The sequence below is a fragment of the Pedobacter segetis genome, from assembly GCF_016623585.1.
Classification (GTDB): Bacteria; Bacteroidota; Bacteroidia; order Sphingobacteriales; family Sphingobacteriaceae; genus Pseudopedobacter; species Pseudopedobacter segetis.
In genome coordinates this window covers 52237-67501 of record NZ_JAEHFY010000022.1, presented here as the reverse complement: position 1 = coordinate 67501, position 15265 = coordinate 52237, and the positions used below count along the sequence as shown (strand labels likewise).

Sequence of the window (15265 nt, the reverse complement as noted above, 5' to 3'; positions counted from 1 at the left end):
ATCCGTTGAAGATATTCGAGGACTGGAAGGTCGTCCCGTCCCTGCTGTATTGGTACGTTCCCGTTCCACCGGTCGCCGTCAACGTTACCGTGGAGGTGCCGCCGTTGCAAAGGATGTCCGTTTTGCTCGCCGCCAAATCCAGTTTCGTAGGTTCTGTTATCGTGATTTGGCTCGGAGTAGAAAAAGAGCAGCCGTTCGCATCCTTTACCGTGAAGGTGTAATCGCCCGCAGCTAGGTTGTCGAAAATGTTTGAGGACTGGAAGGTCGTACCGTCCCTGCTGTATAGGTAGGGGGCAGTTCCGCCAGTTACATTTAAGGTAACTTTAGACGTACCACCATTGCAGAGAATATTTGTGCTTATGACATCGATGACAAAAGCAGCGGGTTCAGGAATATTCAAAGTTAACGGCAACCAGCAACTATTTTGATCCTTAACTAAAAATACTTGCGGGCCTGCTAAAACATCTGTAAAAATGTTTGATGCTTGAAAGTTAGTGCCATCTAAACTATACTCATAAGTACCGGTTCCGCCAGATGCGCTTAATGTTACTTTACTAGTGCCTCCTGGACAGGTAATTGGAGTGTATGTTCCTGAAAAACTTAGTGTTGCCGGCTGACTAATACTAATAGAAAAAGTTTCTGTACAATTATTAGCATCCTTTACCAAAAAATTATAATTCCCTTCTCCCAAATTAGGAAATGTGGTAGTTGATTGATAGGTAAATCCATTATCAATGCTGTATTGATATGTACCTGTACCACCATGTGCAAGAAGTGTAACGGTACTTGTGCCATTATAGCATTGAATAGGCGTGTTTGATCCGGTTAATGTTAATTCATCAGGTTGGGTAATGCTTGTTGTTCTAAAAGTTGTACATCCATTCTGGTCTAACACTTTAATTATATAACTCCCGGCAGATAATCCTGAAAAAACTATGGGCAAATCAGCACTCGTGATAATTCCAGAGTTTACGGGTAAAGAGTAAGTTAATCCCAAATCTGAAGAATAAGATACAGTATATGGCCCTGCTGCATTTGATAATTTATTAATGGTTATCTTTCCATCATTGGCATGATAACAACTAGAGTTACTAGGATAAAGATTTATTGATAATGGTGAGGTAATTACAAAATCATCTACATATACCGGGCAAGAAAATGATGGAGAATTGTTATCAGTGACTTTTACAATAATAGAATTAGTTGAAACTCCTGTTGTAAAAGGTATTGCCGCCGCCTGAGGTAATAATGCAGCATTTAAATTTTGACTTGTTAATACAACCCCACTATTAGCATCAATAATATCTACTGAAATTTTTGCCGCAGACGGTATTAAACAACCCGTCTCTCTGTAATAATTAAGTGATAAAGAATAGAATGAAGATGGATTTATTGATGCAATAGTTTGTTTTAAAGAATATCCACTTTTAATATAAGCACCTTGGAAAAGCCCTAAAGTGTTAAATATTTTTACTTTATCGCCTGCATTTGCTGGTTCCCATCCAAAATAACCTGTACCTGTATATTCTCCTGAAACACCAAAACTAAAATCACCATTTATAAGTGCGTTACAATCCGAAAAAGGTGGAACTGCAATAACATAAACATCTTCGGCAGTTGATGTTAACAAATCTCCATTATAATTAGCCCCAGGTACATTCACTAAGCCCCCAGATTCATAAACGGTGTTAGAACCAGGGAAAGCATCAATTGATGCTGTGATTTTTCTGACAGGATTGGCTATTGTTCTTGTTGGGTCTAAATAGGTTGCTTGTCCGCTTGCGTGATAAATTCCACTAGGTACGGTAACTGCAATATTTACAGTTATGGTTAGTTCAACATAATCTCCAGGAGGTATGTTATATGAACCAAAAGAAATATTACCTGATGAACCAGGGATAAAAGATGGCGAAGTTGGACCAGAAACATCGCCGCTCAAATTTGCCGTTACCCCAGCTAAACTAAATCCTGTAGGTAAAAAAATAGAGGCAAACACGTCTCCAGCATTTCCTCCACTCAATTGATTGGTTACCCTTAATTTATAAGTTGCTGTTGTACCCGCCAATCTAGCTCCAGACGGCCCGGCATTCTGTTCAGACAAGGTTACATCTAAAGCAGGGTAACAAATTGAACCGCCGCCTTGTAGATAATTTGGTAAATCTGTTGTGTTAAAAGAAGAGGCTTGTCCTATAGTACCATCTACTGCGCCATGTTGAATTCCTGCTCCATTATTGGTTTTACCAGAAACCCCATTTATCACATTTTTAGTAATTGTTGCAGAAGGAATTTGAGTAAAAATAAAACCACCGCCGCCACCGCCGCCTGGGCCGTGAGGAGTTACAGATCCAGTATCAAATTTTGTGTTTCCCCCATTACCGCCTTTTGCTTCTAAGGTTAATATGGCAGTAGGGCTTGGGGCTAAAGACCTAACAAAAACAGTTCCTCCGGCACCACCACCACCAGCACCATCCGGAGCTGAACCAAAAGCACCAGCCTGACCCGCCCCACCATTTGCCTTAATAACTCCTACCCCATCAATTTTTTCTACGTTAATTAAAATTATACCTCCTCCAACTCCTCCCTTAACACCAGAAGTTGCATTGTTAGCGTCTCCACCACCTCCTCCACCTCCCATTATTAATCTTGAATAATCCATAGGTAAAGAGCTTCCTGGCCTTCCTCCAGCGGTAAGGGGCGTAACATCGCCACCGATACCTTGCCAACCCATACCTCCTAATCCGCCAAACCCACCATTACCACCGCCGCCGCCGCCGGCATTATGGTCATTTCCGGCACCACCCCCATTTGCAGGGGCCCCACGTCCGTAAGATCCTGCCGGAAGGCCTTCAGAACCATTATCGACCTGTTTAAAACCGTCCCACATATAACGTGGCGTACCAGCGATACCTTCCCCTTTACCTACCGATTTTGTTGAGGATGAAACATCCACGTAAAGTGTACTGTTATTTGCACCAGAATATGCCACCGGGCCATAACCGCCCCTAAAACCTCTTTCAGACGCATCAACAATAAAACCATTAAATTGCATGGTACCTGCAACATCAAATGCTATTAGCCCACCAACCGATCCATTATATGGAGGTGTAGTAATACTAGCCGTTAAAACTAAATTGGAATATTGGGGAACCCTAACAACCTGAAATCTTCTTTGTCCCCTTGTTGCTGTTGCATTACTATTGGTATAAGTGTTAACACATCCCTTAGAAACCCCACCACCTCTAAAATTTAGTACCCCACCTGTTATAGGAACATCTTTTGTGGCCACAACATATTCAAATTTTCCAGAATTGTTTAATCCGGTATAACCTGTTCCTCCTAAATTATCTGGGCCACTTGTGGCTGTTCCGCTCCCATATAAATTGCTATTAGAATAATTAAATGAAGCATCTTGCATTTGAATTATTAAAATTAAGTCTCCAGATTTTATAGGCGTTATCCCGTAGCTTAAATTATAATTTGGATCATTAGGCGGAACAGGCTGTAGCACAATTGATTTACTCCCGGCGGTAAGCGTTGTATTTACACCAATAGGGAAATAGGTGTTTACCGGAGGTACGGCGTTTTCTGGACCATCAATACCTGAAGTACCACAAACTTGAGAGAATGCGACCGTATTTGTAAACGCAAGAAATAAGAATATTTTAAGAAAAGATTTTATGCTGTTTATGGTTAAATTAAATTTAGTCGCTTTATTATGATTTAAACCGCAAATCTTTTTTTTAAAAACAATCATTCTATTTTTTGAGTATGGTGTGGCTATAAGGCGTTAACCAATACTTTTTACGAAGAATGATTTGCTTAGTTACATCTAAATAAAACAAAAAAAGCCCAGCATAACTGGGCTTTTAAATATAATTTTATCTATTCTCTATTGTGGCAATAATACAGTATCAATTACATGCACAATACCATTGGTACATTGTACATCGGGGATCAGCATATTAGCAGGGGCAGAATTTCCTGCTCCTTTTACGGTTAAGTAGCCATTATTATAAGTACCTAATGTTACTGTTTGACCATTTAAGGAAGTAAAAGCGCCTGCGTATAATTCTGAAGTAAACCTTGCGCCACCGGTTAAATTAAAGACATGCGTTAACAATACTTTAGTTACCACGTCTTTAGGTAATTTCTCAATATCGGAAGGTTGGTTTAAAGGAACCCCTAAAAGCTTACCCAAATTGATAAATGCCTGATTTGTTGGGGCAAAAACCATCAGATTAGCATTTGGATCTGCTAAAGGAGCAACCAAGCCCGCATATTTAACAGCAGCTAATAGATAAGTTAATTCTGGCTGTACGAAACCCTTTCCTTCTGAAAAGAATATAGTGGTATTGGCTATATCGGCACCAGAAGCTAAAAGTACCCTATCAACTACATGGATGATCCCGTTATCTGCTTTTACGTTTGTTGCGATGATTTTAGAACCGTTTACGTACAAGTCATTACCACGTTTGATGATTCTCTTTGTTGGTGTTAACAATGACGGTAGTACTGCTTTATCAGTTAATGCACTTTCAAGTGTATTCCCGTTACTAACATGGTATAGTAATACATTGGTTAAGAAGGCATTTTGTAATGCGGTTAAATCTGCTGGTTTTACCAATCCTATTTTAGCAAAAGCTTCATTTGTTGGCGCAAAAACAGTATAATTACCATCACTACCTGCAGCAGGGTTTTTGTTTGATAAAACCCCTGCAACGCCACCTTGTATGGCGGCTGCCTCTAATTGGCTAAAACCATCCATGCTTACCGCAATCTGAGAAATGGTTTGGTCAACATCATTGTTATTTTTCTTGCATGATGTTAATATGGTTGTAAATAAGAAAGCAGATAGGGTTAAACCTACAACTACTTTTAAGTGTTTAAATTTTTTCATTGATCTTTTTTTTATTTAATGATTATTTATTTCCGATAAGCAACCATTTTGATGACATATACGTTTAAACATTTCAGATAGTTTTGTGTTTTATAAAAAAAATGAAAATAAATAAATCCATTTGATTATTTTTTTTCGTAATTGTGCAAAACGAATGCGATTAACCATCAAATAAGTTTTAACAGTCAATATTCCGATAAGCAATTGATTAACAAAAAAGAATTAAAAATTAATTTAAAAATTTAACAATATGAAAATATTTACAAAATCGGCAGCTCTTAGTACCGCATTAGTTTTAGGTTTAGCTACCGTGTCTTTAGCCCAAACACCATTGGATGGTTTTATGCAAGGAAAAGGCGGCGGAAACATCACACTTTCTGTAACTAGTGAACATTATAAGAATGTTTACCTTTACCCTCAAGAGATTGATGCGACACCTGTTTTTGATGCAGTTACAACCAACAGTTTTAATATTTATGGTAATTATGGTTTATCTGATAAACTTGATGTTATCTTTAATGTGCCTTTTGTACAATCTTCTGGTGATGGAGACCCTGTTGTATTACAAAGGTTAGGTTATTCTAATGAGCAATCTGGCGCACAAGATTTATCTGCTTTTTTGAAATATGAAATCGCTAAAAAGGGCAATGTTTCTTTTCTAGGCAGTTTGGGTGTTACCACTCCTTTAAGTGATTATGCAAACAGCCCAACTAGTTTACAATCAATCATTGCCATAGGTAATAGATCTACTACTTACAATGCCGTTTTAATTGGTCATTACAAAGACTCTAGGGGCTTTTTCATTACTGCACAAGCGGGATATAGTTTAAGGACCACAGATGTGCCAGATGCGGTTCTTAGCGAGTTAAAAATAGGTTTTGCAGTTAATAGGTTTTATATAGCCGCCCAAGTTGGCAACCAAACCTCTACAGGTGGCGTAGATATCCTAAGATCTGGTTTTACAGGTTCTTTCCCGGCAACAAAGGTTAATTATACAAAAGTTGGTGGCACTATTTATACACCAATAGATGGGAATTTAGGTATAAGCGTTAGCGGTGGTGGATTAGTGGATGGTAGAAACGTTGGTAAATCTTATTACGGTTCTGCAGGTTTAACCTATAACTTTAAATATAGGGCTTTATAATTCTTTAATTTCAACAAACAAAAAAGCCATCTTACCGATGGCTTTTTTGTTTGTTCTGTATTTTAATTAGATAGTGATTTAGAGAAATCCAAAATATTTTGTACAACTTTATCTGAGGGCTGCTTCAAATATTTGTTTAAAGATGGCTTTAAGGTATTATAGAACCTGAGAATATCTAAATTTAAGCTATTAGCCATTTCAAAGTCTTCAATCCCTTTGTTCGAAATCGGATTTGATGTTGGAGTAGAGGTTTTTATCATATTTAATGTTTTTAAATTTTAAATAAAAACGCATCTATCATTATAATATTTTACACCATCCCTTAAATTTATTAGCTTTTTAAAGTAAGTTCTTTAGTTACCATCATTTTCCTAAGATTGTTTAAGGCATAACGCATCCTTCCTAATGCAGTATTGATACTTACATCTGTTAAATCTGCAATTTCTTTAAAACTTAGTTCGCCGTAGTGCCTCATAATCAATACTTCTTTCTGTTCTGAAGGTAAAAGATGTATGAGGTATTTTAAATCTTGATGGGTTTGTTGTTTTACCATTTTTTCTTCCATGCTCTCATCATGGATCCCCAATACCTCAAAAATATCAAAGCCATCGCTATTGGTAATAGTTGGGTTTCTTTTTTCTCTTCTAAAATGATCAATAACCAAGTTATGGCCAATTCTTAATACCCAGGGCAAAAACTTTCCTTCTTCGTTATATTTTCCGGCTTTTAAGGTTTTGATCACTTTAATGAAGGTATCTTGAAAAATATCCTCTGCCAAATATTCGTCTTTTACCAAAAGGTAAATGGAAGTATAGATACGGGATTTGTGTCTGATAATTAATTCTGATAGTGCCAGTTCTTTACCTTTTAGATAAAGGTGCACCAATTCTTGGTCGGTTTTGGTTTGAAAGTCCATAATTACTCCTAATTAAAATTTTATGAAATAAATCTTTGAGTAATGCTTTTTCTATATGGTCTCTCCTATTTTAAGTTTGCTAATGTATATGATTTAATCAAATGAAATAATAATTATTTTAAAAACAAAATTTTAAAATGATTTTAACATTAATTATGACATTTAATTTTGTATTTGATTTAAAATACGATCGTTAAATTCTAAAATAAAACCCGTTTATATACAATTACGAAATATTGTATGTGAATGCTACAAAATTTGGTGCTTATGACAAACTAATTATAATTGGTTATTTAAAAAGAAGGTTTGACCATGTTGTAAACAAAGTTTTTCACAGAGGAAGCAGAGATTTTTTTTGCCAATAAAGGATTTTTAACCGCGGAGGACGCGGTGGCCACAGCGTTGAGTTTATATAATATTGTTTTCTTATTTCCATAATAAAAGCTGGGTTAGGGATTGAAGCGGCATACTTTTTTTGCCTTGCCATTTTGCAGGTTGCAAAAAAAGATATAGCGTAAAGCCCGACCCTTGCGAAGCTTGGGAAACCCCCAAATTATTTAATTTAAAATCTCCTTTCATTCTATCTTGCATCACTCTCTCTTTCTATCACCAAAAACATTAATCCATCTCTTATTATTACCAATTAATAGCCTTATTTTTGCAGCCTTAAATCAATATCGGCATTTATTGGTTGCATAGGCAGAAAGAGGAAAATGATGAAATTAGAAGATTTAGACCCGCAAAAAAACATTTTGATTAAAGGTGCAAGGGTTCATAATTTAAAGAATATTGATGTGGCGATCCCCAAAAACCAGTTGGTGGTAATTACGGGGATGTCTGGCTCGGGAAAATCTTCTTTGGCTTTTGATACGCTTTACGCCGAGGGGCAGCGCAGATATGTGGAGAGTTTGTCGTCTTACGCCCGCCAATTTATGGGCCGTATGAACAAGCCAGATGTAGATTACATTAAAGGTATTGCTCCCGCCATCGCAATTGAGCAAAAGGTAATTACCTCTAATCCGCGTTCTACGGTGGGCACTTCTACCGAGATTTACGATTATTTAAAACTGCTCTTCAGCAGGATCGGGAAAACGGTTTCGCCCATTTCTGGCAATGAGGTAAAAAAAGATTCGGTTACGGATGTGGTCAATTATTTATCGGCCTTGCCGGCCGAAAGTACGGTTACTGTACTTTGCCCTCTTTACCCACACAACGAAAGGACTTTAAAAGAGGAGTTGGCCGTTTTGCTGCAAAAAGGTTTTTCTAGGGTGGTTATTGGGAATAAGGTTAAGAAAGTTGAAGAAGTTTTAGAAGACGATACCATTGAAAATAAAGAGATCATAGATGAGCATGAAATTTTGATCTTGATCGATAGGATCGTAACCAACCAAGAAGATGAGACCATTAGTAGAATGGGCGACTCTGTACAAACCGCATTTTTTGAAGGTAAGGGCGATTGTTATGTGGATTTTGGTGGCGAGCGAAAACATTTTTCTGATCGGTTTGAGTTGGATGGGATTAAATTTGAAGAGCCAACACCAAACTTTTTCAGTTTTAACAACCCCTATGGTGCTTGCCCAAAATGTGAAGGTTTTGGAAAAGTAATAGGCATTGATGAAGATTTGGTTATCCCCGATAAATCTAAATCTATCTATGACGGTGCCATTGCGCCTTGGCGTGGCGAGAAAATGAAAGAATGGGTAGATGCGCTGATCAAATATTCGGGTAAATTCGATTTCCCTATACACCGCCCCGTTAGCCAATTAACCAAGGCAGAAAGAAAACTATTGTGGACGGGAAACAAATATTTTAAAGGCCTGGACGAGTTCTTTAAATTTTTAGAAGAACAAACCTACAAAATCCAATACCGGGTGATGCTTTCGCGTTACCGTGGTAAAACCGATTGCCCAGATTGTATGGGCAGCAGGTTGCGCCCAGATGCCAATTATGTGAAAATTGACGGGCATTCTATCACTGAGATTGTGCTGATGCCCCTAAAAAAAGCTTTGTTGTTTTTTGATGGTTTAAAATTGGATAAGCAGCAACAGCAGATTTCTAAAAGATTGATCTTAGAGATTAGAAACAGGATTTTATTTTTAAACGAGGTTGGCCTGGGTTATTTGACCTTAAACCGTTTGTCTAATACTTTATCTGGAGGGGAGTCTCAAAGGATCAATTTGGCCACTTCTTTGGGAAGCTCTTTAGTGGGTTCTGTTTATGTTTTGGACGAGCCAAGTATCGGTTTACACCCAAAAGATACCAACAGACTGATCGGTGTTTTAAAATCCTTGCGTGATGTTGGCAACACAGTTTTGGTTGTTGAGCATGAGGAAGAAATGATGCAGGCTGCGGATCATCTGATCGATATTGGGCCAGAAGCAGGGACTTTAGGCGGGGAATTGATTTTTGCAGGCAACTATGCAAATATTTTAAAGGATAAAAATAGCCTGACCGGTAAATATTTAAGCGGCGAGGTTAAGATTGAAATCCCGAAAAAAAGAAGAAAACCATCAGATTTCATAGAGATTAAAGGCGCTAGGGAAAACAACCTTCAAAATATAGATGTAAAGTTTCCTCTGAATGTTTTGACAGCTGTTACGGGAGTTTCTGGTTCGGGGAAAACATCTTTGGTAAAAAGGATTTTATACCCTGCATTGCAAAAAATAATAGGAAATTATTCTGGCGAACAAACCGGTGCTTATGATGGCATTGAAGGTGCAACAGCTGAAATCCATTCGGTAGAATTAGTGGATCAAAACCCTATTGGGCGTTCTTCTAGATCTAACCCGGTTACTTATGTTAAGGCTTGGGACGAGATCAGAACTTTATTTGCTGTCCAGCCATCGGCGAAAGCTGCAGGTTTAAAGCCCTCTGCTTTTTCTTTTAACGTAGAAGGTGGCCGCTGTGATGTTTGCCAAGGCGAGGGAGAAGTGAAAATTGAGATGCAGTTTATGGCAGATATTTATTTGCCTTGCGAAGCTTGTGATGGAAAGCGTTTTAAACAACATGTTTTAGATGTTACTTATCAAGATAAAAATGTTTCTGAAGTTTTAGAAATGACCATTGACGAAGCTCTAGCCTTTTTTGTGAAAGAGTATAAGATTACCAATAAACTGCAACCTTTGGTTGATGTTGGCTTGGGTTATGTGCGCTTGGGGCAGTCTTCTAACACTTTATCGGGCGGTGAAGCACAACGTATTAAACTGGCCTCATTCTTAATTAAAGGAACAAATAGCCATAACACATTATTTATTTTTGATGAACCTACAACCGGGCTTCATTTTCATGATATTAAAAAATTACTGAAATCTTTTGAGGCTTTAATTGAGCAAGGAAATACCATTATTGTGATCGAGCATAATATGGATGTGGTTAAATGCACCGATTATGTGATCGATATTGGCCCTGGCGGAGGCGACGAAGGTGGAAATTTGGTTTTTGAAGGAACACCCGAGGATTTGATTAAATTTAAAGGGAGTTTTACGGGTGATTATTTGAAAGGGAGGTTTTGATTAGTTCATTAGGCATTGGTTCATTGGGTTTATCTTGGTGGGAAGGTTAGTTCATTAGGCATTGGTTCATTGGGTTTATCTTGGTGGGAAGGTTAGTTCATTGGGCATTGGTTCATTGGGCTCATTTTGATGGGAAGGTTGGTTCAATAGGCATTGGTTCATTGGGTTTATCTTGGTGGTAAGGTTGGTTCATTAGGCATTGGTTCATTGGGTTTATCTTGGTGGGAAGGTTAGTTCAATAGGCATTGGTTCATTGGGTTTATCTTGGTGGGAAGGTTAGTTCATTAGGGAAATTCTAATATAAAGATTAGTGAATACATTGATTGTAAATTTTGAGAGAATTTAAGTATTCTTGTTAAAAAGGTTCTGCTTTTAGCTTGACTAATGATTAATACACTTGCAAAGCCTAATGAACTTATTTACTAATAACTACTATGAACTTATTAATAAGCTAAAAAAATGAGCTTTAATACACTTGAAGATTTAGAAGTTTATAAAAGGGCTTTTGCTTTATCTGAAGAAGTTTGGAATGAAGTTGGGCTTTGGAAAGACTTTTTTGTTAGGGACACAATTGGGAAACAATTAGTTAGATCTGCAGATTCAATTGATGCTAATATTGCTGAAGGTTATGGACGATTTCATTATAAAGAAAATAAAAACTTTTGTTATTACAGTCGCGGATCACTTTTAGAAACCAAGGGATTTATAAAGAAATGCAAAAATAGAGGATTGATGAACGCTGAAAAGGCGGATAATCTTTTAAACGAATTGGATCAAATTCATAAAATGTTAAACGCTTATATAAATTATATAGGTAAAAAGAGGCAAGAAATTTGAATGGCTTAATGAACTATTTAACCCCTAACTTTTGAACTTGCAAAGCCTAATAAACCGTGAACTTACACTAAGCAAATACTAATGAATAGTTCAACTAATGAACTAAATTGCTACTGCGCAAATACTAATGACTAGTTCAACTAATGAACTAAATGAACTAACAAAATGAAAGAAGAATCAAAACTTATACGCACACAAACTAAAAGATCATACAATAGAGAGCATTCTACGCCAATGTACCTCACATCAAGTTTTATATTTGATGATGCGGAGCAAGGTAGAGCTGTTTTTGCGGATGAAGAAGAGGGGATCATCTATTCCCGATATTCTAACCCAAATACCACAGAATTTATTGATAAAGTTTGTGATATGGAAGGTGCAGAAGCTGGTTTGGCTTTTGCGAGTGGTATGGCGGCGGTTTTTGCCTCCTTTGCAGGTTTGTTAAAGTCTGGAGACCATGTGGTTGCTTTCCGTTCTATTTTTGGTTCTACCCATCAATTGTTAACTACTTTATTTCCTCGCTGGGGTATCACTCACACTTACGTGGATGCTGCCGACCCTGATAGTTTAGAAAAAGCGATATTGCCGAATACCAAAATGATATTTTTAGAAACCCCTTCAAATCCGGGATTGGAATTGGTGGATTTAGAATGGTTATGTAAAACCAAGGAGAAATATCCTCATATCATCATCAACGTAGATAACTGTTTTGCTACGCCTTATTTGCAAAAACCAATTGCTTACGGTGTTGATATCGTTAGCCATTCTGCAACAAAGTATATGGATGGGCAAGGCAGGGTTTTAGGCGGTTTGGTTTGCGGCAGGGCAGATCTGATCAAAGATATGATGTTCTTTATTCGGCATACAGGGCCAGCAATGTCGGCATTCAATGCTTGGTTGTTGAGCAAAAGTTTAGAGACTTTACCTATCAGGATGGATAGGCATTGCAGTAGTGCTTTGGCTGTTGCCGAAGTTTTAGAGCAACATGAAGAGGTAGAATTGGTACGCTATCCGCATTTAAAATCACATCCGCAATATGAACTGGCTAAAAGGCAAATGAAGCAAGGTGGTGGGATCGTTACTTTCATTATTAAAGGCGGGTTTGATAGGGCAAAAAGATTTTTGGATGCCTTAGAAATGCTATTGATTACCTCCAATTTAGGAGATAGCAGAAGTATAGCCACCCATCCTGCATCAACCACACATTCTAAATTGACAGAAGAAGAAAGAGCAAAGATTGGGATTTTTCCGGGAACAATTAGGCTTTCGATTGGTTTAGAAAATTTGGATGATATTATTGGGGACATAACCAATGGATTAGAAAAATCTAAATAAGGAAATAGAAACAATTCAAATCTTAAAGTTAAATACTATGGGAATCTTTGATATTTTTAATAAATCTACATCTTTGAGAAAAAGATTTCTTAAATCTCACATCTCAATACTCATATCTAAATAGAATGAAAATACAACTAAATAGATTAAACGATGCCGTACATTTTGAGGCTAAAGGGAGCGGAAATGTAAAAGTGCATATTGATGGCTCTGAGGCTATTGGCGGACAAGGTTTGGGCGTACGCCCTATGGAATTGGTGTTGATGGCATTAGGTTCTTGCAGTTCTTTGGATTTGATCAGCATTTTAAAGAAACAACGACAAGAAATTACAGATTTTTCTGTGGAGGTTGATGGGGAAAGAAGAGAAGAAATCCCAACGGTTTTCACAAAAATTCATATCTTATTCCGTTTAACGGGAAATATAGATAAAGCTAAAGCAGAAAAAGCAGCAGAATTGGCGGTAAAAAAATATTGCTCTGTGCATGATATGCTGGTTGCAGGTGGGGTAGAAGTGAATTATACTTTGGAAATTATTTAAGCAAAAAACCGAAAGCCATAGGCGAAAAGCTATTTGCATTATATTATATAATGCTTTAAGCATTTTGCCTTAAGCTTGCCAAAATAAAAGATATTGTTATCTAAAAAGACAAAATACGCCATTAGGGCATTGATTGCATTGGGTGAAAACTTTGGTGGCGAGGCTATGAACATTCTTTCCATCTCACAAAAAGAAAATATCCCGAAAAAGTTTTTAGAGCAGATTCTATTGGAGATGCGTAACGCTGGTTTTTTATACAGTAAAAAAGGTGCTGGTGGCGGTTATTCTTTATTGAAGGATCCAAAGGACATTAATTTGGTACAAGTTATGAGGTTAACCGGCGGCCCTATTGCGCAATTACCTTGTGTGAGCTTAAACTTTTACCAAAAATGTGAGGAATGTAGAGATGAAGAAACTTGTGGCATCCGTGATACTTTTAGAAACGTGAGGGATGCAACTTTAAAGATCCTTACAGAAACTACCATAGCAGATTTGATTACTAAGGAAAAAGATTTGGGTGATGTCTTAAATTGATTTGTCGCATTTAGCGGAGTATAAATGTTTCGCTGATTTACGCAGAGTTGAAGGTTGTTTTTTCTACAACCGTAGGATTAAGATGATCAAGTCTTTATAAGCGCCCGATCAATCATTTTTTGGATTAAATGATTTACCATGCCTAAAACCTGCAGGCTCTGGATATTTATTTGCGAACTTTATGGTCAAAAACCTTTACTTAACCAAATATCCTAAAGCTTTCTCTATCTTTTCAAACTTAAATTCAGCAATCATAACTTCCATCATTTTACTCACTTCATCCAGATTAAGATTTCCAATGCTGCCTTCATGTGTATGGTTTATCTCATAGTTTCCACTGAAATTCCCAGCTTCTATATCCATCCCAACTTTTTTATAGGCTTCCCTAAAAGGTGTTCCGGATAAAACAAGATTGTTAACTTCTTCTACCGAGAAAAGGTATTTATATTTTGCATCGTCGAGGATATTATCTTTTATTCTGATGTTCTTAAGCATTAGTTTAGTCATATCTAAACAAGCCATTAAGCTTTGGAAAGCTGGGAACAAAGTTTCTTTTTGCAATTGCATATCACGGTGATAACCTGAAGGTAAATTGGTGGTCAGCATCATGATTTGGTTGGGCAAAGCTTGTAATTGATTGGTTCTGCCACGGATGAGTTCCCAAACATCGGGGTTTTTTTTGTGCGGCATAATGCTGCTGCCGGTTGTTAATTCATCCGGGAAGGAAATGAAACCGAAGTTTTGGTTCATAAACAAACAAGCATCCATTGCCATTTTGTTTAACGTTGCCGCTATAGAAGACATGGCTTGGGATAAGATGCGCTCTGTTTTACCACGGCCCATTTGTGCATAAACCACATTATAATTCAAGTTATCGAAACCTAATAATTGGGTGGTCATGGTGCGGTTCAAAGGAAATGAAGAACCATAACCGGCCGCAGAACCTAATGGATTTTTATTGCAGATTTTATAGCTCGCCAATAAAACCTCTAGATCATCAATCAAACTTTCTGCGTAAGCGCCAAACCATAAGCCAAAAGATGATGGCATCGCAATCTGCAAATGTGTATAGCCGGGCATCAGTTTGTTTTTGTGCTCTTCGGCGAGTAAAACCAACACTTTAAAAAGTTCATGCACAGAGGTAACCATTTCTTGTATTTGGTTCCTGAAAAGAAGTTTTAAATCCACCAAAACTTGATCGTTACGAGAACGCCCGCTGTGTATTTTTTTCCCTGCTTCGCCAATACGCTGGGTTAAAAGCATCTCTACTTGAGAATGGACATCTTCTACCCCATCTTCAATAGTAAATTTGCCTGCTTTTATCTCTTTATAGATGTTTTTGAGTTCTTTTTGGATCTCGTCCAGATCCCTTTTATCTAACAAACCAATGCTCTCTAACATTTTGGTGTGCGCCAAAGAACCTAAAACGTCAAACTTGGCTAAAAACAAATCCATTTCACGATCTTGCCCAACCGTAAATGTTTCTACCTGGTTATTTGTGGAGGTTTCTTTTTGCCAAAGTTTCATGCTGTGGGTTGTTTTGCTGCAAAT

Annotated in this window: 11 protein-coding genes and 1 pseudogene; 6 read left to right on the top strand and 6 right to left on the bottom strand. The window is 37.5% G+C overall.

Features of this window, described 5'->3' with window-relative positions; all coding sequences use genetic code 11:
- Both I5M32_RS14315 and I5M32_RS14310 read right to left on the bottom strand, forming a co-directional pair.
- Positions 1-3754: pseudogene (locus tag I5M32_RS14315) on the bottom strand (SprB repeat-containing protein); the annotation flags it as partial.
- 135 nt (positions 3755-3889) lie between these two features.
- Entirely contained in the window at positions 3890-4897 is a 1008-nt protein-coding gene (locus I5M32_RS14310) for a fasciclin domain-containing protein (protein ID WP_200587554.1), read from the bottom strand.
- Between the two features lie 250 nt (positions 4898-5147).
- On the opposite strand from I5M32_RS14310, the gene I5M32_RS14305 reads away from it, so the two are divergent.
- On the top strand, positions 5148-6041 hold the full coding sequence (locus I5M32_RS14305; protein ID WP_200587552.1) for a hypothetical protein: 894 nt from the start codon (positions 5148-5150) through the stop codon (positions 6039-6041).
- Between the two features lie 62 nt (positions 6042-6103).
- On the opposite strand, the gene I5M32_RS14300 is transcribed toward I5M32_RS14305, so the two are convergent.
- From I5M32_RS14300 to I5M32_RS14290, 3 genes are all read right to left on the bottom strand, one after another.
- Positions 6104-6301 carry a hypothetical protein gene (locus I5M32_RS14300; RefSeq protein WP_200587550.1) on the bottom strand — a complete coding sequence of 66 codons (198 nt, stop codon included), beginning with the start codon at positions 6299-6301 and terminating at the stop codon, positions 6104-6106.
- Positions 6302-6372: 71 nt separating this feature from the next.
- Complete coding sequence (locus I5M32_RS14295; RefSeq protein ID WP_200587548.1) at positions 6373-6957, bottom strand: RNA polymerase sigma factor; 585 nt, start codon at positions 6955-6957, stop codon at positions 6373-6375.
- A gap of 426 nt (positions 6958-7383) precedes the next feature.
- Positions 7384-7548, bottom strand: coding sequence for a hypothetical protein (locus I5M32_RS14290; protein WP_200587546.1), 165 nt, complete (start codon positions 7546-7548; stop codon positions 7384-7386).
- Positions 7549-7670: 122 nt separating this feature from the next.
- Here I5M32_RS14290 and uvrA point away from each other — a divergent pair, with 122 nt between their 5' ends.
- From uvrA to I5M32_RS14265, 5 genes are all read left to right on the top strand, one after another.
- On the top strand, positions 7671-10469 hold the full coding sequence (gene uvrA / locus I5M32_RS14285; protein WP_394370322.1) for an excinuclease ABC subunit UvrA: 2799 nt from the start codon (positions 7671-7673) through the stop codon (positions 10467-10469).
- A 459-nt stretch (positions 10470-10928) separates the two neighbouring features.
- Positions 10929-11306 carry a four helix bundle protein gene (locus I5M32_RS14280; RefSeq protein ID WP_200587544.1) on the top strand — a complete coding sequence of 126 codons (378 nt, stop codon included), beginning with the start codon at positions 10929-10931 and terminating at the stop codon, positions 11304-11306.
- A 165-nt stretch (positions 11307-11471) separates the two neighbouring features.
- On the top strand, positions 11472-12641 hold the full coding sequence (locus tag I5M32_RS14275; RefSeq protein WP_200587543.1) for a trans-sulfuration enzyme family protein: 1170 nt from the start codon (positions 11472-11474) through the stop codon (positions 12639-12641).
- A 125-nt stretch (positions 12642-12766) separates the two neighbouring features.
- Positions 12767-13180 carry an OsmC family protein gene (locus tag I5M32_RS14270; protein WP_200587542.1) on the top strand — a complete coding sequence of 138 codons (414 nt, stop codon included), beginning with the start codon at positions 12767-12769 and terminating at the stop codon, positions 13178-13180.
- Between the two features lie 93 nt (positions 13181-13273).
- Entirely contained in the window at positions 13274-13714 is a 441-nt protein-coding gene (locus tag I5M32_RS14265) for an RrF2 family transcriptional regulator (protein WP_200587541.1), read from the top strand.
- 195 nt (positions 13715-13909) lie between these two features.
- Here the strand turns inward: I5M32_RS14265 and argH are convergent, their stop codons facing one another.
- The gene (gene argH, locus I5M32_RS14260; RefSeq protein ID WP_200587540.1) at positions 13910-15241 is read right to left on the bottom strand and encodes an argininosuccinate lyase; all 1332 of its coding nucleotides are present in this window, start codon (positions 15239-15241) and stop codon (positions 13910-13912) included.
- Positions 15242-15265: the final 24 nt, after the last annotated feature.